At 55.2% G+C, this 25,511-nt stretch carries 31 protein-coding genes and 1 pseudogene; 21 read left to right on the top strand and 11 right to left on the bottom strand.

The window, feature by feature from the left end; translation table 11 throughout:
• Positions 1–102: 102 nt before the first annotated feature.
• A complete protein-coding gene (locus AC4OVS_RS08440; protein ID WP_418235935.1) occupies positions 103–183 on the top strand; it encodes a hypothetical protein in 81 nt (26 codons plus the stop codon).
• The gene (locus tag AC4OVS_RS08435) at positions 170–394 is read left to right on the top strand and encodes a DUF2594 family protein (protein ID WP_003859644.1); all 225 of its coding nucleotides are present in this window, start codon (positions 170–172) and stop codon (positions 392–394) included. Before AC4OVS_RS08440 ends, AC4OVS_RS08435 begins: the two co-directional genes overlap by 14 nt.
• 64 nt (positions 395–458) lie before the next feature.
• Here the strand turns inward: AC4OVS_RS08435 and sdiA are convergent, their stop codons facing one another.
• From sdiA to AC4OVS_RS08395, 8 genes are all read right to left on the bottom strand, one after another.
• Complete coding sequence (sdiA, locus tag AC4OVS_RS08430; protein ID WP_032622448.1) at positions 459–1,181, bottom strand: quorum-sensing transcriptional regulator SdiA; 723 nt, start codon at positions 1,179–1,181, stop codon at positions 459–461.
• Positions 1,182–1,404: 223 nt separating this feature from the next.
• A complete protein-coding gene (gene tcyN, locus AC4OVS_RS08425) occupies positions 1,405–2,157 on the bottom strand; it encodes an L-cystine ABC transporter ATP-binding protein TcyN (RefSeq protein ID WP_473002991.1) in 753 nt (250 codons plus the stop codon).
• Positions 2,154–2,822: a cystine ABC transporter permease gene (gene tcyL / locus AC4OVS_RS08420; RefSeq protein WP_003859632.1), complete on the bottom strand. Its 669-nt coding sequence runs from the start codon at positions 2,820–2,822 to the stop codon at positions 2,154–2,156. The genes tcyN and tcyL overlap by 4 nt, the downstream gene beginning before the upstream one ends.
• Positions 2,823–2,843: 21 nt before the next feature.
• A complete protein-coding gene (dcyD, locus tag AC4OVS_RS08415; protein ID WP_022648541.1) occupies positions 2,844–3,830 on the bottom strand; it encodes a D-cysteine desulfhydrase in 987 nt (328 codons plus the stop codon).
• Between the two features lie 103 nt (positions 3,831–3,933).
• Positions 3,934–4,734: a cystine ABC transporter substrate-binding protein gene (gene tcyJ, locus AC4OVS_RS08410; protein ID WP_045622422.1), complete on the bottom strand. Its 801-nt coding sequence runs from the start codon at positions 4,732–4,734 to the stop codon at positions 3,934–3,936.
• Between the two features lie 86 nt (positions 4,735–4,820).
• Positions 4,821–5,372: a flagella biosynthesis regulatory protein FliZ gene (fliZ, locus tag AC4OVS_RS08405; RefSeq protein WP_015570235.1), complete on the bottom strand. Its 552-nt coding sequence runs from the start codon at positions 5,370–5,372 to the stop codon at positions 4,821–4,823.
• A 54-nt stretch (positions 5,373–5,426) separates the two neighbouring features.
• The gene (locus tag AC4OVS_RS08400; protein ID WP_003859623.1) at positions 5,427–6,146 is read right to left on the bottom strand and encodes an RNA polymerase sigma factor FliA; all 720 of its coding nucleotides are present in this window, start codon (positions 6,144–6,146) and stop codon (positions 5,427–5,429) included.
• 163 nt (positions 6,147–6,309) lie between these two features.
• Positions 6,310–7,599, bottom strand: coding sequence for a FliC/FljB family flagellin (locus AC4OVS_RS08395; RefSeq protein WP_491922318.1), 1,290 nt, complete (start codon positions 7,597–7,599; stop codon positions 6,310–6,312).
• Between the two features lie 269 nt (positions 7,600–7,868).
• Here AC4OVS_RS08395 and fliD point away from each other — a divergent pair, with 269 nt between their 5' ends.
• The 4 genes from fliD (at position 7,869) to amyA (ending at position 11,679) form a co-directional block, all read left to right on the top strand.
• On the top strand, positions 7,869–9,281 hold the full coding sequence (fliD, locus tag AC4OVS_RS08390; RefSeq protein WP_491922317.1) for a flagellar filament capping protein FliD: 1,413 nt from the start codon (positions 7,869–7,871) through the stop codon (positions 9,279–9,281).
• Positions 9,282–9,311: 30 nt separating this feature from the next.
• Complete coding sequence (fliS, locus tag AC4OVS_RS08385) at positions 9,312–9,722, top strand: flagellar export chaperone FliS (RefSeq protein WP_003859616.1); 411 nt, start codon at positions 9,312–9,314, stop codon at positions 9,720–9,722.
• On the top strand, positions 9,722–10,093 hold the full coding sequence (gene fliT, locus AC4OVS_RS08380) for a flagella biosynthesis regulatory protein FliT (protein WP_006811148.1): 372 nt from the start codon (positions 9,722–9,724) through the stop codon (positions 10,091–10,093). Before fliS ends, fliT begins: the two co-directional genes overlap by 1 nt.
• A gap of 98 nt (positions 10,094–10,191) precedes the next feature.
• Positions 10,192–11,679 carry an alpha-amylase gene (gene amyA, locus AC4OVS_RS08375; protein ID WP_045622418.1) on the top strand — a complete coding sequence of 496 codons (1,488 nt, stop codon included), beginning with the start codon at positions 10,192–10,194 and terminating at the stop codon, positions 11,677–11,679.
• Between the two features lie 506 nt (positions 11,680–12,185).
• Here the strand turns inward: amyA and yedD are convergent.
• Both yedD and fliE read right to left on the bottom strand, forming a co-directional pair.
• The gene (gene yedD / locus AC4OVS_RS08370; protein WP_022648547.1) at positions 12,186–12,599 is read right to left on the bottom strand and encodes a lipoprotein YedD; all 414 of its coding nucleotides are present in this window, start codon (positions 12,597–12,599) and stop codon (positions 12,186–12,188) included.
• Positions 12,600–12,674: 75 nt separating this feature from the next.
• On the bottom strand, positions 12,675–12,989 hold the full coding sequence (fliE, locus tag AC4OVS_RS08365) for a flagellar hook-basal body complex protein FliE (protein ID WP_022648548.1): 315 nt from the start codon (positions 12,987–12,989) through the stop codon (positions 12,675–12,677).
• A gap of 228 nt (positions 12,990–13,217) precedes the next feature.
• On the opposite strand from fliE, the gene fliF reads away from it, so the two are divergent.
• From fliF to rcsA, 14 genes and pseudogenes are all read left to right on the top strand, one after another.
• Positions 13,218–14,900, top strand: a complete 1,683-nt coding sequence (gene fliF / locus AC4OVS_RS08360) for a flagellar basal-body MS-ring/collar protein FliF (protein WP_022648549.1) — start codon at positions 13,218–13,220, stop codon at positions 14,898–14,900.
• Complete coding sequence (gene fliG, locus AC4OVS_RS08355; protein ID WP_003859608.1) at positions 14,893–15,891, top strand: flagellar motor switch protein FliG; 999 nt, start codon at positions 14,893–14,895, stop codon at positions 15,889–15,891. The genes fliF and fliG overlap by 8 nt, the downstream gene beginning before the upstream one ends.
• Positions 15,884–16,591, top strand: a complete 708-nt coding sequence (fliH, locus tag AC4OVS_RS08350; protein WP_022648550.1) for a flagellar assembly protein FliH — start codon at positions 15,884–15,886, stop codon at positions 16,589–16,591. Before fliG ends, fliH begins: the two co-directional genes overlap by 8 nt.
• A complete protein-coding gene (gene fliI / locus AC4OVS_RS08345) occupies positions 16,591–17,961 on the top strand; it encodes a flagellar protein export ATPase FliI (protein WP_022648551.1) in 1,371 nt (456 codons plus the stop codon). Before fliH ends, fliI begins: the two co-directional genes overlap by 1 nt.
• A 21-nt stretch (positions 17,962–17,982) precedes the next feature.
• A complete protein-coding gene (gene fliJ, locus AC4OVS_RS08340) occupies positions 17,983–18,426 on the top strand; it encodes a flagellar export protein FliJ (RefSeq protein WP_006811155.1) in 444 nt (147 codons plus the stop codon).
• Positions 18,423–19,637, top strand: coding sequence for a flagellar hook length control protein FliK (fliK, locus tag AC4OVS_RS08335; protein WP_155019317.1), 1,215 nt, complete (start codon positions 18,423–18,425; stop codon positions 19,635–19,637). The genes fliJ and fliK overlap by 4 nt, the downstream gene beginning before the upstream one ends.
• Positions 19,638–19,743: 106 nt before the next feature.
• Positions 19,744–20,214: a flagellar basal body-associated protein FliL gene (gene fliL, locus AC4OVS_RS08330; RefSeq protein WP_003859598.1), complete on the top strand. Its 471-nt coding sequence runs from the start codon at positions 19,744–19,746 to the stop codon at positions 20,212–20,214.
• 4 nt (positions 20,215–20,218) lie between these two features.
• Positions 20,219–21,223: a flagellar motor switch protein FliM gene (gene fliM / locus AC4OVS_RS08325; RefSeq protein WP_006811158.1), complete on the top strand. Its 1,005-nt coding sequence runs from the start codon at positions 20,219–20,221 to the stop codon at positions 21,221–21,223.
• Entirely contained in the window at positions 21,220–21,633 is a 414-nt protein-coding gene (gene fliN / locus AC4OVS_RS08320; RefSeq protein WP_003859592.1) for a flagellar motor switch protein FliN, read from the top strand. The genes fliM and fliN overlap by 4 nt, the downstream gene beginning before the upstream one ends.
• A gap of 2 nt (positions 21,634–21,635) precedes the next feature.
• Positions 21,636–22,010 carry a flagellar biosynthetic protein FliO gene (gene fliO, locus AC4OVS_RS08315; RefSeq protein WP_491922316.1) on the top strand — a complete coding sequence of 125 codons (375 nt, stop codon included), beginning with the start codon at positions 21,636–21,638 and terminating at the stop codon, positions 22,008–22,010.
• Positions 22,010–22,747 carry a flagellar type III secretion system pore protein FliP gene (gene fliP / locus AC4OVS_RS08310; protein ID WP_022648554.1) on the top strand — a complete coding sequence of 246 codons (738 nt, stop codon included), beginning with the start codon at positions 22,010–22,012 and terminating at the stop codon, positions 22,745–22,747. Before fliO ends, fliP begins: the two co-directional genes overlap by 1 nt.
• A gap of 10 nt (positions 22,748–22,757) precedes the next feature.
• The gene (fliQ, locus tag AC4OVS_RS08305; RefSeq protein WP_491922315.1) at positions 22,758–23,027 is read left to right on the top strand and encodes a flagellar biosynthesis protein FliQ; all 270 of its coding nucleotides are present in this window, start codon (positions 22,758–22,760) and stop codon (positions 23,025–23,027) included.
• A gap of 6 nt (positions 23,028–23,033) precedes the next feature.
• A pseudogene (fliR, locus tag AC4OVS_RS08300) lies at positions 23,034–23,826 on the top strand (flagellar biosynthetic protein FliR); the annotation flags it as partial.
• A gap of 290 nt (positions 23,827–24,116) precedes the next feature.
• Positions 24,117–24,740, top strand: a complete 624-nt coding sequence (gene rcsA / locus AC4OVS_RS08295; protein ID WP_022648556.1) for a transcriptional regulator RcsA — start codon at positions 24,117–24,119, stop codon at positions 24,738–24,740.
• A gap of 98 nt (positions 24,741–24,838) precedes the next feature.
• Here rcsA and dsrB read toward each other — a convergent pair whose 3' ends face one another.
• Positions 24,839–25,027 carry a protein DsrB gene (dsrB, locus tag AC4OVS_RS08290; RefSeq protein ID WP_003859583.1) on the bottom strand — a complete coding sequence of 63 codons (189 nt, stop codon included), beginning with the start codon at positions 25,025–25,027 and terminating at the stop codon, positions 24,839–24,841.
• Between the two features lie 128 nt (positions 25,028–25,155).
• Between dsrB and yodD the strand changes: the two genes are divergently transcribed.
• Positions 25,156–25,383: a YodD family peroxide/acid resistance protein gene (gene yodD, locus AC4OVS_RS08285; protein ID WP_017383339.1), complete on the top strand. Its 228-nt coding sequence runs from the start codon at positions 25,156–25,158 to the stop codon at positions 25,381–25,383.
• Positions 25,384–25,511: the final 128 nt, after the last annotated feature.

The raw sequence follows: 25,511 nt of genomic DNA, 5'->3' as shown, positions 1-25,511 counted from the left end.
GTCGCTAACATATTGGGCAGATTACCTTCATAATCCGCACCGGCCAATAATCAATACGCGTAAAAGTATAAAAAACAACCACTGCATTTTTTGCCGCAGCTTGTGGTATACTCCGCCGCCTTAACTTTCATCGTCGCGCTCATGCGCTGTTTTATAATGAGGAAAATAAATGAGCACACCTGAATTTGCCACTGCCGAGAATAACCAGGAACTGGCACAGGAAGTAAACTGCCTGAAGTCGCTGCTGACGCTTATGCTACAGGCGATGGGCCAGGCTGATGCTGGACGTGTGATCATTAAAATGGAAAAACAGATCGCGCAGATGGAAGATCAGGCGGAATCCGCTGTTTTTGCCAATACAGTTAAGCAAATTAAACAAGCCTACCGCCAGTAACAAAAAAGGCTGGATGCAATGCATTCAGCCTTCTCCTCGTCTGACACGCAGAACGTGATATCAGTCAAATAAGCCCAGTCGCCGCGGCATAACACGCTATCTGGATCTTATTCGGCGCGTTGAATTTCTTCTGCATATTCTTCTGATGGAAGTTGACGGTATTTTCCGAGATGGAAAGAATGATGGCGATTTCTGCCGACGTCTTCCCTTCTGCGGTCCACTTCAGAATTTCCCGTTCACGCTTGCTGAATTTCATTTCCGGCGGCATCACCGTCTCATGTTCAAAGCGCAACAGTGTAGTGAGCGCCATCTGAACCAGCATTTGTAAACGCAGCTCAATCTCTTCACTGGATATCGAGTGTGCCTGTAAGCTAGTACATGACACGGAGAGGAAGCCGAGCGCATGATTTGGCAGCATCAGACACTGGGTTATTCCCTTACGTAAACCGTGGTCCCGAGCGCCGTCCCATAATTGCTGGGCATCCGTGAATAATTCATCCGTCCAGGGCAAATGACCCTGAATGAAATTCTCCGGCTTCAGTACCGGGTCAATGGCGAAATAATTCTCGGATTGATATTGCGCCATCCATTGTTGCGGATAACTGGAATGGACGGATGTTCGCGGGCGGGTAAATGGCACAGGGTGTCGAACACAAAGCGCATAATAATCGAATTCAAGCGCCTGCGTTTGTCGCTGAAGTTCCTGATATACCTCGTCAGCACAGGTCATTTCCTGAAACCGGAGGACGCATTCCCGTCGCCAGGTGAAAAAGTCTATATCCCTCATACTTGCCGAATGAAGCCTCTGATAAAGATAATCATTATTATGGTGAATATAACCTAACACATAAAGCAGGATCATTTATATAAAATATCGACCACAGACGGATTATCTTTAATTTGGCGATGGCTTATCCCCATCGGGTGGAATAAAAAATCAACAAAACTGAAGTTATGGGAGGATAATTTGCTCCAGAAGCGACATCTGGAGCAAATTGAGCGTGAAAATGCTACTGCATTAAGAATTTTTCAAGGAACTGGCGGGTTCGAGGCTGCTGAGGATTGGCAAACAGCGCCTTAGCTGGCCCCTGCTCTACTATTCGCCCCTGATCCATGAAAATTGCCCGATCGGCAACGTCGCGAGCGAAGCTCATTTCATGCGTCACAATCACCATCGTGCGTTTTTCCTGCGCCAGCTGTCGGATAGTGTTAAGCACTTCCCCGACCAGCTCAGGATCGAGTGCGGATGTGGGTTCGTCGAACAGGATCACCTCCGGGCGCATCGCCAGCGCGCGCGCAATGGCGACACGCTGCTGCTGTCCGCCAGATAACCGACGCGGATAGCTCGTCTCCTTCCCGGCCAGGCCAACCTTCGCCAGCAGCTCGCGGGCGCGGGCCGTCGCGTCTTCCTTTGGTTCACCCTTTACGATGACCGGGCCTTCAATAATATTTTCCAGCACCGTACGGTGCGGAAAGAGATTAAAGCTCTGGAATACGAAGCCGACATGCTGACGCAGGCGGCGAATCAGCCCTTTTTGCTGGCTGATGGGTTTCCCGGTATCAATGGTGATATCGCCCACGCGGATCGTCCCGCCTTCAGGCTGCTCAAGCAAATTAATGCTGCGCAACAGCGTGGTTTTCCCTGACCCACTCGGGCCGATAATTGCCACCACTTCGCCCTGCTCAACCTCAAGGTCAATGCCGTGCAGCACCGTTTGCCCGTGGAATTTTTTCACCAGGTTTTTGACGTCAATTGCACTCATTTTGGATCTCGCTCCTGGCGGTTAAGCTGGTTTTCAAAATAGTTTTGCAGGGCGGACAGCACCGTCGCCATCACCCAGTAAATCAGCGAGGCCGCCAGATACATGGTAAACACTTCCAGCGTGCGCGAGGTGATCAGCTGCGCCTGACGGAACAGCTCCGGCACCTGAATGGTCGCCGCAAGCGAGGTGTCTTTCACCAGGCTGATAAAGCTGTTGCTCAGCGGAGGTAGCGCCACGCGCGCCGCCTGGGGCAGGATCGCCCGGCGCAGCGTCTGCCACGGGGTCATCCCGATACTGGCCGCCGCTTCCCACTGTCCTTTATCGATGGACGAGATCGCCGCACGCAGCGTTTCAGAGGTGTACGCCGCCGTATTCAGCGACAGGCCAATCATCGCCGCCGGGATCGGATCCAGCTCGATACCGAACTGGGGCAGCCCGTAGTAAATCATAAACAGCTGGGCGATAAGCGGCGTTCCGCGAAACACGGAGATGTAAAACCGCGCCAGCCACCGCACCGGCCAGATGTTCGACATGCGCATCAGTGCCAGCACAAACCCGAGCACCAGCCCGAAGAACATCCCGCCGATACTGAGCTGTAAAGTAAACACCGCGCCCTTAAGCAAGAACGGCAGCGAATCAATAACCAGTTGAATACTTTCTTGCATTATTATTTTTCTACCTGATTTTTAGACATGGGGATGATAGGCAAACAGCGCAGGCGCCCCGCCAGTATGAACAAACAAAATGGGTCCTTCATCCTTAAAGCGCTTGCGGGCGATACCGTCGATAAGGCCCGCCATCGCCTTACCGGTATAGACCGGGTCAAGCAGAATACCTTCGAGGCGGGCCAGCAGCTTAACGGCCTCCATCCCTTCATCATTGGGGGTACCATAGCCCGGCGCGAAGTAGTCATCCCACAGCAATATTTCCGCCTTCGCCTGAAGCGCAAGCTGTTCTGCCACCGCCTGTTGCAGGGTGACGACTTTCGGCTTTTGATCCGCAACGCTTCTGGAAACCGTCACGCCAATCAACTCTACGTCCGGCATCAGTTGCTCAAGCCCGACCGCTAAACCGGCATGGGTACCCGCGCTGCCGGACGCCACTACCACCGAGGACAAACTCACCGCGCCTTCGCACTGCTGGGCGATTTCCAGCGCGCTCTCAACATAGCCGAGGGCACCAAGCGCATTCGAGCCGCCAACCGGGATGACGTACGGACGAAAGCCCTGCGCTTCCAGGCGCGTCGCCAGTTCATCAAGCTGTGCAGCCGGGTCGGTCAACGCGTCAACCATTTCAACTTGGACGTTGAACAGATCCAGCATCAGGCGGTTACCGTTAGTCAGGTAATTCTCTGCCTGCGTGCCAATCGGGTTCTCCAGCAGGGCTACGCAGTGAAGGCCCAGCTTCGCCGCCACTGCCGCCGTCTGGCGAACGTGGTTAGACTGAATTGCCCCGGCGGTGATCAGCGTATCCGCGCCCTCGCGCAGGGCATCGGCGGCGAGAAATTCCAGCTTGCGCAGCTTATTCCCGCCCATCGCCATGGGCGTCACATCGTCACGCTTAATGAAAATATCGCGCCCCAGATAGTCAGAAAATCGCGGCAGATACTCCAGCGGCGTGGGTGCGCCGATAAATTCCAGACGAGGAAAGCGCGTTAAATTCTGTAGTGACATGGTTCCTCCGGTCACGCAAACAATTGTTATTTCATTATGCACGCAGACGCGCGAGAAATAAAAAAGGCGCTTTTAAAAGCGCCTTTTTTTGTCGGTCAGAGACTTATTTCGTCACGTCTGCGCCGAACCACTTCTCAGAAAGCGCCTTCAGGCTGCCGTCTTTCTGCATTTCAGCAATGGCAGCATCAATGGCTTTCAGCAGATCTTCGTTACCTTTACGCACCGCCACGCCGGACTCCTGACGGGAGAACGCATCGCCCGCGACGGCCAGGGTATTGTTGGTTTTCTTCACCAGATCCAGCGCTGCCAGGCGGTCAACCAGAATGGCGTCTATACGGCCTACGCGCAGATCCTGGTATTTCGTCGGGTCATCATCATAGGTGCGGATGTCCACGCCCTGCACGTTCTGGCGCAGCCACTCTTCGTAGTTGGTGCCCAGACCGACGCCGACTTTCTTACCTTTCAGATCCGCGGCGGATTTGATGCTGCCTTCGTTACCTTTCTTCACCAGCGCCTGGATACCGGACACGGTGTACGGCGTGGAGAAGTCATACTTCTTCTTACGCTCGTCAGAAATGGTCACCTGGTTAATCACCACGTCGATACGTTTGGAATCCAGTGACGCCAGCATACCATCCCATTTGGTCGGTTTCAGGGAGGCTTTGACGCCGAGATGCTTGGCCAGCTCCTGCGCAAACTCCACTTCAAAACCGGTCAGCTTACCGTCGTCGCCCTGGAAGCTGAACGGAGGATAGGTTCCTTCCAGCCCAACCAGCAGCGTGCCGCGCTCTTTGACTTTGTTGAGCAGATTATCTGCCGCGAACGTTTTCACGCTCATCCCCGCGACCAGCGCAACGGCCATCATCCCCATCAGCGCCTGACGACCCAGAAGTGCTAATTTCATAAGTACCCCGATACAGTGGAATTTTTGAGTAGTGTAGAGAAATCGCCTGCAACGTCAAAGGCGGCTGCGCTACATCTTATTCTTTTTTAATATATATCAGAAGTTGTTCCGGCGCGGACTTTCTGCTTTATGACGCCCGGCATCTGGACTTTATATTGCGCGTACTTTCGCAGCGCGATGCGGTAATTGTTGGTACTGGTGGCGGGCAGCCAGGGCTCCAGATTTTCATCCAGGTATCCGGTCGTCAGCAGATCGCGGGAGATATTTTGCATGGTCAAATGCTGACCCAGGCGGCGCAGGCGAACCACGTATTCACGCACGGTGCCGTGACTCATCTCCGTTTGTTCAAACAGGAATTGCTTGAAGCCGATAATATCGAAGAAGTCGCTTTGCTCTTTGCAGTGGAGATCGCCACAGAAACGGCAAAGCGCTACCCACTCTTTTTGCTCTTCAAGCCAGGCGGCTTCATCCATCAGCGTGTCGAGGCGGGAAATCGCAATCTTATTCACGATTTCACCGCGACGAACCAGCGTGATGCGGTCGAGTAATTTTTTACAGTGGGCGCAATGCGTCTGGCTGTGTTTAAAGTCTTTCAGGTAGCGGCTTAAAGGCCGTCTTTTAGATTGCTGCACCGTCATGATAACTCCTGGTTGTCAATACGTTGTGCGGCATTTCCAAGGCGAATGACTCACCTATAACTTACCCAGTTTTGTGCGCAGGCGTTTAATGGCCTGGCTGTGCAGCTGGCTCACCCGTGACTCGCCCACCTCCAGCACGGCGCCAATCTCTTTGAGATTGAGCTCTTCCTGGTAATAGAGGGTTAACACCAGTTGCTCACGTTCAGGTAAAGCTTCAATCGCTTCCATCACGCGCTGGCGTAAATTCCCTTCCAGTAAGTGGTGTAACGGGTTTTCTTGCTGATGCTCATCCGTCACCAGCTCGATGCTATCGCCATGCTCTTCGCGCCACTCATCATAAGAGAAGAGTTGGCTGTTATTGGTATCGAGCAACATCTGACGATACTCTTCAACAGGAATACCCAGACGCTCCGCCACTTCGGTTTCCGTCGCGTTGCGCCCCAGTTCCTGTTCCAGCTGCCCCATCGCATGCGCCACTTCGCGCGCGTTGCGGCGAACGCTGCGCGGCACCCAGTCGCGGCTGCGCAGCTCGTCCAGCATCGCACCACGAATACGCTGCACTGCGTAAGTCGTAAATGCCGTTCCTTGCAGAGCGTCGTACCGGTCAACTGCATTCAATAACCCGATACCGCCCGCCTGTAGCAGATCGTCCAGTTCCACGCTCGCCGGCAAACGCACCTGGAGGCGCAATGCTTCGTGACGCACCAGCGGAACATAACGCTGCCACAGCGAGTGTTTATCCATTACACCTTCAGCGGTATAGAGTGAATTCACGATAAACAGCCCTGCGTTAGTTGAGTTATCGGCATGATTATCCGATTCTGGAGGGGTTTTAATCGGGTGAATAGTGGGTGAAATGAGGGGTTATTTGGGGGGTTACGCTTGTGCGTGGATAGAAAAAACCCCGCCGAAGCGGGGTTTAAGCGTAATCAGGCGATTAGCCTTGCAGCAGAGACAGAACCTGCTGAGGAACCTGGTTAGCTTTGGACAGCACGGAGTTACCGGCCTGCTGGATGATCTGCGCTTTGGACATATTTGACACTTCGGTCGCATAGTCGGCGTCCTGAATACGGGACTGCGCTTCAGACAGGTTGGTAGTGGTGTTGTTCAGGTTGGTTACCGCAGAGCTCAGACGGTTCTGTACCGCACCCAGTGAAGAACGGAATTTGTCGACGGACGCGATAGCTTTGTCCAGCAGAGCCAGTGGGTCTGCAGTGGATGCACCTTTAAATGCATTAGCATTGGTTGCAGATGCGATATCACCAATATTTGAAGCTACATCAAGGTTGGTTTTGTTAGTGCCATCACCGTTATCAATAGCTGTAGCGTCAGTTTTGAAATCTTTACCCTGAACAGTTACATAACCAACAGCTGCACCAGTAGCGTCAGCACCAACTTTGACATACTGATCACCCATTGCACCTGCAGTGACGCCGTTATCGGTGTCAGTATATGTAATATCTGTGGTGTTGAGCGTTACAGTGCCGTCAGCGTCATCAATTGAAACGGCATAGTTGTCAGAACCAGAGCTTACAACATACTTGGTTGTAGCAGCACCAGCAGCGGTCTGTACGTTGTGCAGAGTCAGAGAGCTTTCATCAACTTTCAAAGCTGTTGCAATGCTGCTCAGATCTACATCCTGAAGAGCGCCGCTCGCACCAACCTGAGTAATAGAATCGCTCAGTTTCAGTGCATTACTTGATACAGAGAAGCCACTCAGACCCAGAGTAGAAGAGTCAATCTTCTGCAGGTCGATGTTGATGGTCTGGCCGTCGTTTGCACCAACCTGAATCGCCATAGAACCGTTTTTAGCCAGTACGTTCACGCCGTTGAACTGAGTCTGACCAGATACGCGGTCGATTTCAGACAGGCGGGATTTGATTTCGTCCTGGATTGAAGACAGGTCAGAATCAGAGTTAGTACCGGTAGTTGCCTGAACGGTCAGTTCACGAACACGCTGCAGGTTGTTGTTGATTTCAGACAGCGCGCCTTCAGTGGTCTGTGCCAGAGAGATACCGTCGTTAGCGTTACGTGCAGCCTGAGTCAGACCTTTGATGTTAGAGGTGAAGCGGTTAGCGATAGCCTGGCCCGCAGCGTCATCTTTCGCGCTGTTGATACGCAGACCAGAAGACAGACGCTCGATAGAAGAAGACAGAGCGGACTGGTTCTTGTTGATGTTGTTCTGAGTGATCAGCGAGAGGCTGTTGGTATTAATGACTTGTGCCATGATTTCGATTCCTGTTGTTCATCAAATCTGTTTGGTTAGATTTGGGTTTCCACCCTTCGGCTTCATCGCCGTCAAAGGTGTTATCGTCTGGTCCAAACCAACCTTTAGATCTTTTTTCAGGATCGCGTTAATTTTTTTAGCCACGGAAAAGCTCTTCTCTATTACCGTTATTCCCGCCATTAAAAAAAAGAAATTAACCGTAAACTTTCCCCCATAAAAGCCGATAACCCCACTATTCGTTCTACGTGTCGATAGATTAAGGAATAAATATGGCAAGTATTTCATCATTGGGGATCGGTTCGGGTCTTAAGTTAGCAGACATTCTGGATAGTCTGACCACGGCCGAAAAAGCACAGTTGACGCCGATAACCAAACAACAGTCATCTTATACCGCCAAGCTTAGCGCTTACGGCACGTTGAAGAGTTCGCTGGAAGCGTTTCAGACTGCAAACACCGCGCTGAATAAAGCCGACCTGTTTACGGCGACCAGCACGTCGAGTAGCTCCACGGCATTCAGCGCCACCACTACCGGCAGCGCGATTGCCGGTAAATACACCATCAGCGTGTCGCAGCTGGCGCAGGCGCAAACCCTGACGACCAAAAACGCACAGCCGGATACCAAAACGGCCATTGCCACGGCTGACAGCAAGATCACCTTTACCGCCGGAAACGGTAAAGATCCGGTGACCATCGATATCAGCGCGGCAAATTCCTCGCTGACCGGCATTCGCGATGCGATTAACAAAGCTGACGCCGGCGTGACCGCCAGTATTATTAACGTCGGTAATGGTCAATATCGTCTGTCCATCACCTCCACCGAAACCGGAGCGGACAACGCGGTCAGCATCAGCGTAAGCGGCGATAGCGCCTTGCAATCCTTTATGGGTTACAACGGCACCAGCACCGATGCCAGCAACGGTATGATGGAAAGCGTTACCGCGCAAAACGCGAAGCTGAAGGTGAATAACGTAGATATCGAAAACAGCAGCAACACCATTAGCGATGCGCTGGAAGATATCACCCTGAACCTGAACGATGTCACCACCGGTAACCAGACGCTGACGATCGCTAAAGATACATCGAAAGCGGAAACGGCGATGAAAGCCTGGGTGGATGCCTACAACACCCTTCAGGACAGCTTTGCATCATTAACCAAATATACGGCGGTTGATGCGGGTACAGATGCGCAGGATTCCAGCAACGGCGCCCTGCTCGGAGACAGTACGCTGCGTACTATCCAGACGCAGCTGAAAACCATGCTGGGCAACTCCGTCGGCGGAACCGCCTATAAAACGCTGTCTCAGGTCGGCATTACCTCCGATCCAAGTACGGGTAAGTTGGAGCTGGACAGCGACAAGCTGAAAAAAGCGCTGACGGATAACCCGTCTGCGGTGAAAGATCTGGTTGTAGGTGACGGTAAAACCACCGGGATCACCACCACCATGGCCACCCATCTGACTGACTGGCTTTCCAGTAAAGGCATTATCCAGGCGGCCAAAGATGGCGTCAGCAAAACGCTGAACAAGTTAACGGATCAATATAACGCCGTGAGCGAACGTATTGATGCAAGAGTGGCGCAGTACAAAGCCCAGTTTACCCAGCTGGACGTACTGATGACCTCGCTGAACAACACCAGCAGCTACCTGACGCAGCAGTTCGAAAATACGTCCAGCAACAAGTAGTAAACGCTAATCAGACCCGAGGGGGATAACATGTACGGCGCAAAAGGCACGCAGGCCTACGCAAAGATAGAAGTTGAAAGCGCGGTGATGAGCGCCAGCCAGCAGCAGCTGGTAATCATGCTATTTGATGGAGCCCTCAGCGCGCTGGTACGCGCGCGTCTGTTCCTGGCAGACGGTAATATTCCTGCTAAAGGGCTGGCGCTCTCAAAAGCCATCAACATTATCGAAAACGGGCTGAAGGTTGGCCTGGTGGAAAATAACGGTGATGAGCTTACGCAAAACCTGATTGCCCTTTATGCCTATATGGTACGTCGCCTCCTGCACGCCAACGTGAATAACGACGCCAGCGCCATCGAAGAGGTGGAAAACCTGCTGCGCAATATCGCTGACGGGTGGAAGGAGGTTGCCGGTACGCCACAACTGATGCAGGACGCCGTCTAATGAGTAACGCACCGCAACTTTATGCCCTTTATCAGCAACTCCTTGAGCAGAGCCAGTTGATGTTGCGACTGGCGCGGCAGGGACTATGGGATGATCTAATCATCTGTGAAACCGACTATGTTAATGCGGTGCACTCACTGGCTCGTCTCACTCAGGAAAGTGAACCTTCGATGCAGATTCAGGAGCAGCTTCGCCCGACGCTGCGGGTGATCCTGGACAACGAAGGCCAGGTAAAAACATTGCTGCAAGCCAGAATGGATGAGCTGGCGAAGCTGGTTGGGCAATCCTCCATCCAGAAAACCGTTCTCTCCACCTACGGTAACCAGGGCGGTCATGTCCTTGTTCCGCAAAGTAATAGCGATATTAATTAGCCATTTAACTGGCGGGCAAGCGTTAACCGTTTCGTTCGCCAGGCATTTCTGCCAAACCTGCTCCATACTTGAGTTTCGCGACCTCATGGAGATGGTGCATGCGCAACCCAACACTTTTACAATGTTTTCACTGGTACTACCCCACCGGCGGTGAATTGTGGCGAGAAGTCACGGCATTAGCCCCCAACCTGAACGAAATCGGCATCAATATGGTCTGGTTACCCCCGGCCTACAAAGGCGCATCTGGCGGCTATTCCGTCGGGTATGACTCTTATGACCTTTTCGACCTCGGTGAGTTTGACCAGAAAGGCAGCGTCGCCACCAAATACGGCGATAAAGCCCAGCTGCTGGAGGCCATCAACGCCTTAAAAAGCAACCAGATTGCGGTGCTTCTGGACGTGGTGGTCAACCATAAAATGGGGGCCGATGAAAAGGAACCCGTCCGCGTGCAGCGCGTGGATGCTCAGGATCGCACCCAAATCAGCGATGAGATCATCGAATGTGAAGCCTGGACGCGCTACACCTTCCCCGTTCGGGCCGGGCAGTATTCGCAGTTCATCTGGGATTACAAATGCTTTAGCGGTATCGACCACATTGAAAATCCCAGTGAGGACGGTATCTTCAAAATCGTTAACGACTACACCGGCGAAGGCTGGAACGATCAGGTCGACGACGAGATGGGCAATTTCGATTACCTGATGGGTGAAAATATTGATTTTCGCAACCACGCGGTGACGGAGGAGATCAAATACTGGGCGCGCTGGGTGATGGAGCAAACCCACTGCGACGGCTTCCGCCTGGACGCGGTAAAACACATTCCGGCCTGGTTCTATAAAGAGTGGATTGAACATGTCCAGGAGGTGGCCCCGCAGCCGCTATTTATTGTGGCGGAATACTGGTCTCACGAAGTGGATAAATTGCAGCAATACATCAATCAGGTGGACGGCAAAACCATGTTGTTTGATGCGCCACTGCAAATGAAATTTCACGAAGCGTCACGCCAGGGACGCGACTACGATATGAGCCAGATTTTCACCGGTACGCTGGTGGAAGCCGATCCGTTCCATGCCGTAACGCTGGTGGCCAACCATGACACCCAGCCCTTGCAGGCGCTGGAAGCCCCGGTTGAAGCCTGGTTCAAACCGCTGGCCTACGCGCTCATCCTGCTGCGTGAAAACGGCGTGCCGAGCGTGTTCTACCCGGATCTTTTTGGCGCCAGCTATGACGACACTGGCGGGGATGGTGAGACGTATCACATTGATATGCCGGTGATTGAACAGCTCCACGAGCTGATCCTCGCCCGGCAGCGTTTTGCCCACGGCGTGCAAACCCTCTTTTTCGATCATCCAAACTGCATTGCGTTTAGCCGCAGCGGGACAGAGGAGCACCCGGGCTGTGTGGTGGTGCTGTCGAATGGTGATAACGGTGAGAAGACGATCTGCCTCGGCGAGAATTACGGCAATAAGACCTGGCGGGATTTTTTAGGCAACCGCGAGGAAACCGTGACCACGGCGGCGGATGGCGAAGGGACGTTCTTCTGTAACGGGGGAAGCGTCAGCGTCTGGGTGATTGAAGACGCGCTGTAGTACGGGAAAGGTGCGGCCTGATGCCCTCACCCCGACCCTTTCCCACAGGGAGAGATATCTCCAGTAATTTGAAAGCAGAAGCAATAACGTTGCCTTCATAATAACTGAGGACTTTCAGCGATGCCTTGGTCCGGCTGTAAATCGCCGAAGCGTTTCCGTAAGGCCGGGGCGAGGCGCAGGGAAGCGCCGAGAGGGCGTGGCTTGCATGGATGCAGGCTCATGCCCGACCCGATAGCCTGAAGGAAAAAGCTGAGGGTACCGCGAAGCGGCGATTTTCCGCCGGGAGCCCGGGTCGCCAGGGTGGTGGCGACTGAGCCACCCTGGCACGTTCACCGCTCATGTCGCTACAGAGTAGCAAGGAACATAAAGTGAACGGAATGACCACCAGAGCCGTATGTTCCCCCTCACCCCAGCCCTCTCCCTCCAGGGAGAGGGGGCCGACGGTGAAGGCATTATTTTGTGGAGATCCCTCAGACCACGGGTAGAGGGCGCAAACTCCAAAACGGTTACGGAAGCTTACTCTCCAGCGGATTCTTGCTCAGGTAATCTGCGCATTCCACCGTTGGGCGGTCAACCTTGTACAGTTCCATGCCGTCATACTCCAGCGCCGCCCCATCACGATCGAGCGGATAGACGTCTCGTTTTTCGGTCACGTTATAATAATCATCTGAACGCAGCATGATCTTACCCGGCACCGCGATAACGCGCTGCCACTGACGGCAGTCCAGGGTATCACCCTCTGGCGTCACCACCAGCGTGGCAATCGCCTCCGGGCTCACCATCGCGCTCTGCGGCCCTTTCGACTGCCAGTAACCTGCCAGATGCGAAGGTGCCGGATGCTTAACCACTTCCTGATAGTTTTCGACCTGAACGCATCCCGCTAACGTCAGCATTGCAGCCACAATTGCTACTTTTTTCATCATCTTTCCTGCATGCGAAGAAAAAAATATTGTGGCATTAAAGCCATCAGGCTGCCAGCGTAAGATTGGAAGGTTTCACACCTGCATGGACATCACGTCCTGATACGCCGACACCAGCTTGTTACGCACCTGCAACCCCATCTGCAATGACACCGACGCTTTTTGCAGATCGGCCATCACATCGTTGAGCGCCACGCCGGGTTCACCGAGAGTAAATCTCTCAGCCTGGGTACGGGCCGCGTTTTGCTTATCGCTGATCCGGTCCAGCGCCGCATGCAGTTGACCGGCGAAGCTAATGCCCTGCGGCTGGTCAGTTACGCTCTGATTACGGGCGGTCATCGCCGTCGCCTGTAACTGACTGAGTACCCCTTCAATGCCCTGTATAGCCATGACTCTCCCCTGGATGGTTTTTTACGAGGTAAAGACTAACAGCTTGTCAATAAGATAATGGCGGTAAATAGCGTTAAAAAACCAGGTTATTTGACGCATAGAAAATCCCGATTCATCAAATAATGGCAGGGCCATCAGTATGGAACTTTTGTCGTGTTTGCCGACCCGGGAGTCAGTTTTGTTTCTCTACACGAATAACGTAAACCACCAGGATTTAAGAGGTGCGCAATGAGTGCGACAGCAGCATCGACAGCGCCGCAGAATAAATCACTCGAGTGGATGAACCGCCTTCGCGCCAACCCTAAGATCCCGTTGATTGTGGCAGGCGCTGCCGCCATTGCGATCGTTGTCGCGATGGTCTTATGGGCAAAAAGCCCGGATTACCGCACGCTCTACAGCAACCTTTCCGACCAGGATGGCGGTGCCATCGTCACCCAGTTGACCCAGATGAACATCCCGTATCGCTTTGCCGATAACGGCGGTGCGCTTGAAGTGCCGGCAGATAAAGTGCACGAGCTTCGCCTGCGTCTCGCCCAGCAGGGGCTGCCGAAAGGCGGCGCGGTTGGGTTTGAACTGCTGGATCAGGAAAAATTCGGCATCAGCCAGTTCAGCGAGCAGGTTAACTACCAGCGCGCGCTGGAAGGTGAGCTGGCCCGTACGATTGAAACCTTAGGCCCGGTGAAAAGTGCCCGCGTGCACCTGGCGATGCCTAAGCCGTCCCTGTTTGTCCGCGAACAAAAGTCCCCTTCTGCCTCTGTGACGGTTAACCTCGAACCCGGTCGTGCGCTGGATGAAGGGCAGATCAGCGCCGTCACGCACCTGGTCTCCAGTGCAGTAGCCGGTCTGCCGCCGGGTAACGTTACGCTGGTGGATCAGAGCGGTCACCTGCTGACGCAGTCCAACACCGCCGGGCGCGATCTCAACGACGCCCAGCTGAAATACGCCGCCGACGTGGAAGGCCGTCTCCAGCGTCGCATCGAAGCGATTCTGGGCCCGGTGGTGGGCAACAGCAACGTGCATGCGCAGGTCACCGCGCAGATTGATTTCTCGAATAAAGAACAGACCGAAGAGCAGTACGCCCCGAACGGGGATGCTTCTCGCGCCGTGTTACGCTCGCGTCAGATCAATGAGACGGAACAGGTCGGTGGCCAGTATCCTGGCGGTGTGCCGGGTGCGCTCTCTAACCAGCCTGCGCCTGCCAACGCCGCGCCAATCTCCACGCCGCCGGCCAACCCGCAGAACGGTCAGCAAACGAATCAGCAGACGACCTCGACCGCGAACAGTGCCGGCCCGCGTAACAGCAGCCGTAACGAAACGACCAACTACGAAGTCGACCGGACTATCCGCCATACCAAACTGAACACGGGCGATATTCAGCGTCTCTCTGTTGCCGTGGTGGTGAACTACAAAACGCTGCCGGACGGTAAACCGCTGCCGCTCACGGCAGAGCAGATGAAGCAGATCGAAGATTTGACCCGCGAAGCGATGGGCTTCTCTGAAAAACGTGGCGATACCCTCAACGTTGTGAACTCACCGTTCAACCCGGTGGATGAGACCGGTGGCGAACTGCCGTTCTGGCAACAGCAGGCGTTCTTCGATCAGCTGATGTCCGCAGGCCGCTGGCTGCTGGTGCTGATTGTCGCGTGGCTGCTGTGGCGTAAGGGTGTCCGTCCTCAGCTTCAGCGTCGCGCTGAAGCCGAAAAAGCTGCGCTGGAACAGAAGAACGCGCGTCCGGACGAGGAAGAAGCGGTTGAAGTTCGTCTCAGCAAAGATGAACAGATGCAGCAGCGTCGTGCTAACCAGCGTATGGGCGCAGAGGTGATGAGCCAGCGCATTCGCGAAATGTCAGATAACGATCCGCGCGTCGTCGCGCTGGTCATCCGCGGTTGGATGGGTAACGAACATGAGTAATACGCTTACAGGCACCGATAAGAGCGTCATCCTGCTGATGACCATTGGCGAAGATCGCGCGGCGGAGGTGTTTAAACACCTCTCTCAGCGAGAAGTGCAGATCCTCAGCGCGGCGATGGCCAACGTGCGCCAGATCTCCAACAAGCAACTGACCGAAGTGCTGGCGGAGTTTGAGCAGGAAGCCGAGCAGTTTGCTGCGCTCAACGTCAACGCCAACGAATACCTGCGCTCCGTGCTGGTTAAGGCGCTGGGCGAAGAGCGCGCCGCCAGCCTGCTGGAAGATATTCTCGAAACGCGCGACACCGCCAGCGGGATCGAAACGCTCAACTTTATGGAGCCGCAAAGCGCCGCCGATCTTATTCGCGACGAGCACCCGCAGATTATCGCCACCATTCTGGTCCACCTCAAACGGGGCCAGGCGGCCGATATTCTGGCGCTGTTCGACGAGCGCCTGCGCCACGACGTGATGCTGCGTATCGCCACCTTCGGCGGCGTCCAGCCAGCCGCGCTGGCGGAGCTGACCGAAGTGCTGAACAACCTGCTCGACGGCCAGAACCTCAAGCGCAGCAAAATGGGCGGCGTGAGAACGGCAGCGGAAATCATCAACCTGATGAAAACGCAGCAGGAAGAGGCGGTTATTACGGCGGTGCGCGAGTTCGACGGCGAACTGGCGCAGAAAATTATCGACGAGATGTTCCTGTTCGAAAACCTGGTCGAAGTGGACGATCGCAGCATCCAGCGCCTGCTTCAGGAAGTGGATTCGGAGTCCCTGCTTATCGCCCTCAAAGGCGCCGAGCAGCCGCTGCGCGAGAAGTTCCTGCGCAACATGTCCCAGCGTGCGGCCGATATCCTGCGCGACGACCTGGCCAACCGTGGCCCGGTGCGTTTGTCTCAGGTGGAGAACGAACAGAAAGCGATCCTGCTTATTGTTCGTCGTCTGGCAGAAACCGGCGAGATGGTGATTGGCAGCGGAGACGACACCTATGTCTGATGAACTGTCGTGGAAGCGCTGGACGCCTGACGACCTCTCCCCTCCCACCGCAGAGTTCACCCCTGCCATAGTGTCGTCCGATGAGGGCGACGCCGGGGCGGGCGTGCCCGAGCTGAGTGAAGAGGAACAGCGCGCCCAGATGCTGGCCCAGATGCAAATGCAGGCGCACGAGCAGGGCTTCAACGCCGGGATGAACGAAGGCCGTCAGACCGGGCACGCACAGGGTTATCAGGAAGGGCTGGCGAAAGGTTTAGAGCAGGGCATTGAGCAGGCGCGCCAGCAGCAGGCGCCGCTGCATGCCCGCATGCAGCAGCTGGTGAGCGAGTTTCAGCACACGCTGGATGCGCTGGACAGCGTGATTGCTTCGCGCCTGATGCAGATGGCGCTGGAGGCGGCCCGTCAGGTGATCGGCCAGACGCCGGTCGTGGATAACGCCGCGCTGATTAAGCAAATCCAGGGGCTGCTCCAGCAGGAGCCGCTGTTCAGCGGCAAACCGCAGCTGCGCGTGCATCCTGATGATTTGCAGCGCGTGGAAGAGAGCCTCGGCGCGACGCTGAGCCTGCACGGCTGGCGGCTGCGCGGCGATCCGTCGCTCCATCACGGAGGCTGTAAGGTCTCGGCGGATGAGGGCGATCTGGATGCCAGCGTCGCGACCCGCTGGCAGGAACTGTGCCGCCTGGCGGCACCGGGAGTCGTCTGATGACCGCTCGCCTTACGCGCTGGCTTAACACGCTCGATAATTTTGAAACGAAGATGGCGCAGCTGCCATCCGTTCGTCGTTATGGACGCCTGACGCGTGCCACCGGTCTGGTCCTGGAAGCCACGGGTCTGCAACTTCCGCTCGGCGCCACCTGCGTGATTGAGCGTCAGGACGGGAGTGAGACGCGTGAAGTGGAAAGTGAAGTGGTCGGGTTTAACGGCCAGCGACTGTTTCTGATGCCCCTTGAGGAAGTGGAAGGGATTTTGCCCGGCGCCCGCGTCTACGCGAAAAACATCAGCGGTGACGGCCTGCAAAGCGGCAAACAGCTCCCGCTCGGTCCGGCGCTGCTGGGCCGCGTGCTGGACGGGAGCGGCAAACCGCTCGATGGCCTGCCCTCCCCTGATACCACCGAAACCGGCGCGCTGATCACCCAACCCTTTAACCCGCTGCAACGCACGCCAATCGAGCACGTACTGGATACCGGCGTGCGGCCGATTAACGCCCTGCTCACCGTGGGACGCGGCCAGCGTATGGGGCTGTTTGCCGGCTCCGGCGTGGGTAAATCGGTCCTGCTCGGCATGATGGCGCGTTATACCCAGGCGGACGTTATCGTCGTCGGCCTGATTGGTGAGCGTGGCCGCGAAGTCAAAGATTTCATCGAAAACATTCTTGGTACGGAGGGCCGCGCCCGCTCGGTGGTGATCGCCGCGCCTGCGGACGTGTCGCCGCTGCTGCGTATGCAGGGTGCCGCCTACGCCACGCGTATCGCGGAGGATTTCCGCGACCGGGGCCAGCACGTGCTGCTGATTATGGACTCCCTGACCCGCTACGCGATGGCGCAGCGTGAGATTGCGCTGGCCATCGGCGAGCCGCCCGCGACCAAAGGTTACCCGCCGTCGGTCTTCGCCAAGCTCCCGGCGTTGGTTGAGCGTGCGGGGAACGGCATCAGCGGCGGAGGCTCCATCACCGCGTTCTATACGGTACTGACCGAAGGCGATGACCAGCAGGACCCGATTGCCGACTCCGCGCGCGCGATCCTCGACGGCCATATCGTGCTGTCGCGCCGTCTGGCCGAAGCCGGGCACTACCCGGCGATTGATATTGAAGCGTCGATCAGCCGTGCGATGACGGCCTTGATCACCGAACAACACTACGCCCGCGTGCGTAACTTCAAACAACTGCTCTCCAGCTTCCAGCGCAACCGCGATCTGGTAAGCGTCGGGGCGTACGCCAAAGGCAGCGATCCGATGCTCGATAAAGCGATTGCCCTGTGGCCGCAGCTGGAGGCATTTCTGCAACAGGGTATTTTTGAACGCGCCGACTGGGAAGATTCCCTCCAGGCACTGGAGCTGATTTTCCCGCAGGTGTAACACAGGTGGAGGGCGAAGGTCATGGCGCAGAACAGCGCGTTATCAACGCTGAAAGATCTGGCTGAAAAAGAAGTTGATGATGCCGCATTGCAACTTGGCGCAATGCGACGCGGGTGCCAGCAGGCTGAAGAACAGTTGAAGATGTTAATCGACTATCAGCATGAATATCGCACCAACCTTAACACCGACATGACGCAGGGCATTGGTAGCCAGCGCTGGATTAACTATCAGCAGTTTATCCAGACGCTGGAAAAGGCGATTGAGCAGCATCGCCAGCAGCTTAACCAGTGGACGCAAAAAGTCGATACCGCGCTGAATTTCTGGCGCGAGAAAAAACAGCGGTTGCAGGCCTGGCAAACCTTACAGGACCGGCAGATTGCAGCCTCGACCCTGGCGGAAAACCGTCTGGATCAGAAAAAAATGGATGAGTTTGCCCAGCGCGCATCAATGAGGAAACCAGAATGATCACACTGCAACAACTGCTGATGACCGACAGCGACCCGTCCGGCGGCACGCTGACCGGAAAAGGCGCTGAGGGCGCGCAAGATTTTCTCTCTCTGCTGGCGGGCGCGCTGACCGAGACCACCGGCAAAGGCAAAGATGCTCCGCTGACGCTGGCCGATCTGAAAGCGGCGGGAAGCAAGCTGTCGACAGCGGCACAGGAAAAAAACGGTGATACCACGCTCCAGGCCAAAATCGCCGAGCTGCTCTCCCGCCAGGAGACCCTGACTGATGAAGATACCGCCGTCTCCCTGCAAAGCCTCGTCTCCGGCCTGAAACCCGCAGCGAATACGGATGCGCTGAAGGCGCTTACCCGGACGGACGCGAAAGCAAATAGCGAGACCACGACTGAAGAAGAGGAGCTGGCCGGGTTAAGCGCGCTGATGGCGATGTTACCGCACCAGCAGACTACCACCCCAATGGCGACGCAGCCAGCAAGCACCGGGGAGGTCGCCCCTCGTGCCGCCCTACCCTCTGCGCTAGCCCAGACGGACAACGGCCAGCATCAGCCGCTTAGCCATGCGTTAACGGGTCAGGAAAAAACGTCGGTTCAGGACAGCGACACGTCGCTGCCCGCCACGGCAGCCGTTACGCCAGCTGTTGCCGCCCTCGCGGAGAAGCAGGACGTAGTGAGCACGGCGTCGTCTGCCGCCAGCCCAACCGCGACGCTGGCCCCGATCGTTAGTCACCTGGCACCCCCCCAGCCTGCCGCTACCGTTGCGACCGCGCCGGTGTTAAGCCAGCCGCTGGGCACGCACGAATGGCAGCAGAATCTAAGCCAGCACATCACCCTGTTCACCAGACAGGGCCAACAGACCGCAGAGCTACGCCTGCACCCGGAAGATCTGGGTCAGGTGCAAATTTCGCTTAAGCTGGATGACAACCAGGCGCAGTTGCAGATGGTTTCGCCCCACAGCCACGTTCGTGCGGCGCTGGAAGCGGCCCTGCCGATCCTGCGCACGCAGCTTGCGGAAAACGGCATTCAGCTTTCCCAAAGCAGCGTCAGCAGCGAAGGCTTTGCCGGGCAGCAGCAATCTTCATCCGGGCAACAACAGCACGCTTCGCGTTCAGGCCAGCATGGCGGGTTTAGCGAGGAGAGCGAAGAGTTATTGCCAACCCCTGCCGCCCTGCAATCCGCCGCGCGCGGCAGCCGTGCCGTAGACATCTTTGCCTAAACGCCAGAGGTAACGTGATTATCCCCGTCTTTTCCACGCTTTGACCTAAGCCGGACACGGGATAATCACCGTATTAAGCTGTACCGAAACAGGAAGCTCGTATCAGATGACAGACTCCGCTATCACCAAAAAAAGCAAGCGTTCCATCTGGATCCCTCTGCTGGTGTTGATTACCCTCGCGGCCTGCGCCACCGCAGGCTACAGTTACTGGCGTATGCAGCAGGAACCCTCCAGCGCAGCCGCCAAAGCTGAAGCGCCGCCTCCACCGGCGCCGGTCTTCTACCCGCTGGATACATTCACCGTGAACCTCGGCGATGCGGATCGCGTGCTTTACGTGGGCATTACGCTGCGTCTGAAAGATGAAGCGACCCGTGCACGTCTGAACGACTACCTGCCAGAAGTGCGTAGCCGTCTGCTGCTGCTGTTTTCGCGTCAGGATGCCTCCGCGCTCGCCACCGATGTGGGCAAGCAAAAGCTGGTCGATGCGATCAAACAGACGCTGGCGACCCCGCTGGTCAACGGCCAACCTAAGCAGGAAGTCACTGACGTTCTGTATACAGCCTTCATTCTGCGGTAACGACATGGGCGACAGTATTCTTTCTCAGGCAGAAATCGATGCGCTGCTCAATGGCGACAGCGATAAGAGTGACGATCCGAAGCCGGGTCTGACCGGCGACGATAATATTCGTCCCTACGATCCCAATACCCAGCGTCGCGTGGTGCGCGAGCGTTTACAGGCGCTGGAGATCATCAACGAACGTTTCGCACGTCAGTTCCGAATGGGGCTGTTTAACCTGCTGCGTCGTAGCCCGGATATCACCGTCGGTGCGATCCGCATTCAGCCGTATCATGAGTTTGCCCGCAACCTGCCGGTGCCAACCAACCTTAACCTGATCCATCTGAAACCGCTGCGCGGTACCGGCCTGGTGGTGTTCTCGCCAAGCCTGGTATTCATCGCAGTGGACAACCTGTTCGGTGGCGATGGCCGTTTCCCGACCAAAGTGGAAGGCCGCGAGTTTACCCATACCGAACAGCGCGTTATCAACCGCATGCTGAAGCTGGCACTGGAATCCTACAGCGACGCGTGGAAAGCGATTAACCCTCTGGAAGTGGAGTACGTCCGTTCCGAGATGCAGGTGAAGTTTACCAACATCACCACTTCACCGAATGACATCGTGGTGAACACCCCGTTCCACGTCGAGATCGGCAACCTGACGGGCGAGTTCAACATCTGCCTGCCGTTCAGCATGATTGAACCGCTGCGCGAACTGCTGGTGAACCCGCCGCTGGAGAACTCACGCCATGAAGATCAGAACTGGCGTGAGAACCTGGTGCGCCAGGTTCAGCACTCGCAGCTGGAGCTGGTGGCTAACTTTGCCGACATCTCCATGCGGTTATCGCAGATCCTGAAATTACAACCCGGCGACGTTTTGCCGATAGATAAACCCGACCGCATTATTGCCCATGTGGATGGCGTACCCGTGCTGACAAGCCAGTACGGCACGATTAACGGCCAGTATGCGTTACGCGTTGAGCACTTGATCAACCCGATTTTGAATTCGCTGAATGAGGAACAGCCCAAATGAGTGACATGAACAATCCGTCCGATGAAAACAGCGGAGCACTGGACGATCTGTGGGCTGACGCGTTAAACGAGCAAAAAACGACGCCGACGAAAAGCGCGGCAGACGCGGTCTTCCAGCAGTTAGGCGGCGGCGACGTCAGCGGGACGTTACAGGACATCGACCTGATTATGGACATTCCGGTCAAGCTGACCGTTGAGCTGGGCCGCACCCGCATGACTATTAAAGAGCTGCTGCGCCTGACGCAGGGTTCCGTTGTAGCCCTGGACGGTTTAGCGGGTGAGCCACTGGATATTCTGATCAACGGCTACCTGATTGCACAGGGCGAAGTTGTGGTGGTGGCCGATAAATACGGCGTACGTATCACCGACATCATTACCCCTTCCGAACGTATGCGTCGCCTGAGCCGTTAAGTATGAAAACCCAGGCAACACTGTCCGCGCCCTCCGCCGTACCCGGCTCCCCGCTGCTTCAGGTGAGCGGCGCGCTGTTCGGTATTATTGCCTTTATCCTTATCGCTGCCTGGCTGGCAAAGCGTTTCGGGCTGGCGGGGAAAACGGCCGGCACGCGCGGACTGAAGGTCAGCGCCAGCAACACACTCGGGCCACGCGAGCGCGTGGTCATTGTGGAAGTGGAAGATGCGCGACTGGTGCTGGGCGTGACTGCCTCCAGCATTAATGTTCTTCACACGCTGCCCCCTTCGCCTGTCACGGTGGAGGCTAACGCCCAGGCCCCTGCGGATTTTCAGTCCGTTATGAAGAGTTTGCTCAAGCGTTCCGGGAGATCCTGATGCGCCGTTTGTTATTGCTTACGCTGGCAGGTCTGGGCCTGTTCGCGCCTTCTGTGTATGCGCAGCTGCCGGGGCTGGTTTCCACGCCGCTGGCGAACGGGGGACAAAGCTGGTCCCTCTCCGTGCAGACGCTGGTGTTCATCACCTCACTGACCTTTATCCCGGCGATCCTGCTGATGATGACCAGTTTCACCCGCATCATCATTGTGTTTGGTCTGCTGCGAAATGCGCTCGGCACGCCGTCCGCGCCGCCCAATCAGGTGCTGCTGGGTTTAGCCCTGTTCCTGACCTTTTTCATTATGTCGCCGGTGATCGACAAGATTTACACCGAGGCGTACCAGCCGTTCAGCGAAGATAAAATTTCCATGCAGGTTGCCCTGGAAAAGGGGGCTCAGCCATTACGTGAATTTATGCTTCGCCAGACGCGCGAAGCGGATTTGGCCCTGTTTGCCCGTCTCGCTAACACGGGCGAGTTACAGGGACCGGAAGCGGTGCCGATGCGCATTCTGCTGCCAGCGTATGTGACCAGTGAGCTGAAAACGGCGTTCCAGATTGGCTTCACCATTTTCATTCCGTTCCTGATTATTGACCTGGTGATCGCCAGCGTCCTGATGGCGCTCGGGATGATGATGGTCCCGCCCGCAACCATTGCCCTGCCCTTTAAGATCATGCTGTTCGTACTGGTCGACGGCTGGCAGCTGCTGGTCAGCTCGCTGGCGCAGAGTTTCTACAGTTGAGGAGCGCGCAATGACGCCTGAGTCGGTCATGATGATGGGCACGGAAGCGATGAAAGTCGCGATTGCCGTCGCCGCGCCCCTGCTTCTGGTTGCGCTGGTAACCGGTCTAATTATCAGTATTCTTCAGGCCGCCACGCAGATTAACGAAATGACCCTGTCGTTCATCCCGAAGATCATCGCCGTCTTAGTGGCGATTATCGTTGCCGGGCCCTGGATGCTCAATTTGCTGCTGGACTACATGCGCAACCTGTTCACCAATCTGCCTTACATCATCGGCTGACGGACGATGCTGCATTTCACCAGCGATCAGTTTGTTCAGTGGCTCGGGATCTATTTCTGGCCGATGCTGCGCATCATGGCGCTGATCTCCACCGCCCCCATACTCAGTGAAAAGTCGGTGCCTAAACGCATCAAAATTGGGTTGGGCATGGTTATCACCATTATCGTTGCCCCTTCCCTGCCGGCGGTGGATATTCCGATTTTTTCCCCGAATGCGATATGGATTGCCCTGCAACAGGTAATGATTGGCGTGGCGGTCGGGTTTACGATGCAGCTCGCCTTCGCCGCGGTACGAACGGCGGGCGAACTGATCGGTTTGCAGATGGGTCTGTCTTTCGCAACGTTCGTTGACCCGGGCAGCCATCTGAATATGCCCGTGCTGGCGCGTATTATCGACCTGCTGGCGATGCTGTTGTTTCTCTCGTTCAACGGCCACCTGTGGCTCATCTCTATGCTGGTGGACACCTTCCACACGCTGCCGATTGGCGACAACCCGGTGAACAGTAACGCTTTTCTGGCTCTGGTGCGGGCTGCCGGGCTGATCTTCCTCAACGGGCTGATGCTGGCGCTGCCTGTCATAACCCTGCTGCTCACCGTTAACCTCGCATTGGGTTTACTCAACCGAATGGCCCCGCAGCTGTCGGTATTCGTCATCGGCTTTCCGGTGACGTTGACGGTTGGCCTTTTATTAATGTCATTATTGATGCCACTTATCGCCCCCTTCTGCGAGCATTTATTCAGCGAGATATTCAATCTCTTAGCGGATATTGTCAGCGAACTTCCACGCAAATAATAACCCGCAGTGTTTGCAATGTCTTTCTGAGGATATTCCTAAAAATAATCTTGAAAAACATCTACCAGGATATATCTGACGCGGTTTAAATGTTTCTAACCACCTCACAATACTTAATATTTACTTTACTTTAAGATGATTCCTGGCAAATTATACGTAACTTTACGGGATAGTGAGTTCGCCTGAAAGTCTTTGTCATGCTCACAGGTTTTATTAGATTTTTTCCATCCCGTATGGCTGTTTATGAGCTCTCAGGCAGGTGGTGAATTATCGTTACGCATTGAGTGAGGGTATGCCATGTCAACGATCATTATGGATTTATGCAGCTACACCCGGCTAGGGTTAACCGGGTACTTAGCAAGCAGAGGGGTAAGAAAGAGAGACATCAACGATGCACACACCGTTGAAGAACTCGCAGCCGCTTGTGAGACTCACAAGCCCGGCGTGGTGTTTATTAATGAGGACTGTTTCATTCACGACCCCGCTAACAGTCAGCACATTAAGCAGATCATTAATCAGCATCCCAGAACCCTGTTTATTGTTTTTATGGCGATCGCCAATATTCATTTCGATGAGTATTTGTTGGTGCGTAAAAACTTATTAATCAGTTCGAAATCGATTAAACCAGAGTCGCTTGATGACATTCTGGGCGATTATTTGAATAAAGAAGTTAAGAATGTAGGGGCGGTTAACTTACCCACTCTATCATTAAGCAGAACTGAATCAAGTATGCTAAGAATGTGGATGGCTGGACAAGGGACAATTCAGATCTCAGACCAGATGAATATCAAGGCAAAAACAGTATCGTCACACAAAGGAAATATTAAAAGGAAAATTAAAACGCATAATAAGCAAGTGATATACCATGTCGTACGCCTGACAGATAATGTGACGAATGGGATTTTCGTTAATATGCGCTAATTTGCACGGCCATGTTGTACCCTACCTTGATCTCTGGCCTGGCCAGAGATTTTGCTTTTCAGCAGCCGGGCCGGGGAGAAGACGCCCCCGACGCCGCCCTATTCCGCCGTTTCCACAAAGATCCCATCCGGGTGCCCCAGTTCGTTGAAGAACCAGATGCCGAGCGGGTAATCTTCCAGCGACACCAGATACATTGTGCCTTCATTAAACTCTTCTATTGCCAGCACCACGCCCGGGCGGCGCGGCCCACCGTCCGTTTTGACGGTTACCCGATCGTTGACCTTCATACATTCCTCCTGTGGTTTTGAGCCAGTGTAGAACAAATTACCCTGGCTGGCATCGCCGCCTGACGCGAATGGCGTTTTTGTGTGCGGTCTATACTTAGCTGTTGAGACGGTTAAATGAGGAGCCCGCCATGAAGACTGACAAAGAGTACAGCGACACCATTAAGCGTGAGGTGGAAGTGGATGTCGATGCCCTGCTTGCCGCCATTAATGAAATCAGTGAGTCCGAAGTTCATCGCGCGGAGGATAATTCAGACCGTGTCGTGGTCAATGGTCGTGATTACCATACCTACCGTGAACTGGCTGAAGCATTCGAGCTGGATATCCATGACTTTAGCGTCTCGGAAACGAACCGCTAAGGCGAAAAAAATCCCGGTCATGGGGATGACCGGGATCAAACTTGCTTATGCAAGAAGCACTTGTAAATTCGTTACACCAGGAAATCTGATGCAGGTAAGACATTATCCCCAACAGATTTGTCTTACAA

Source organism: Enterobacter sp. 4974935, assembly GCF_058661735.1.
The sequence above is the reverse complement of the archived record's forward strand: the minus strand, read 5'-3'. Positions and strand labels throughout refer to the sequence as shown.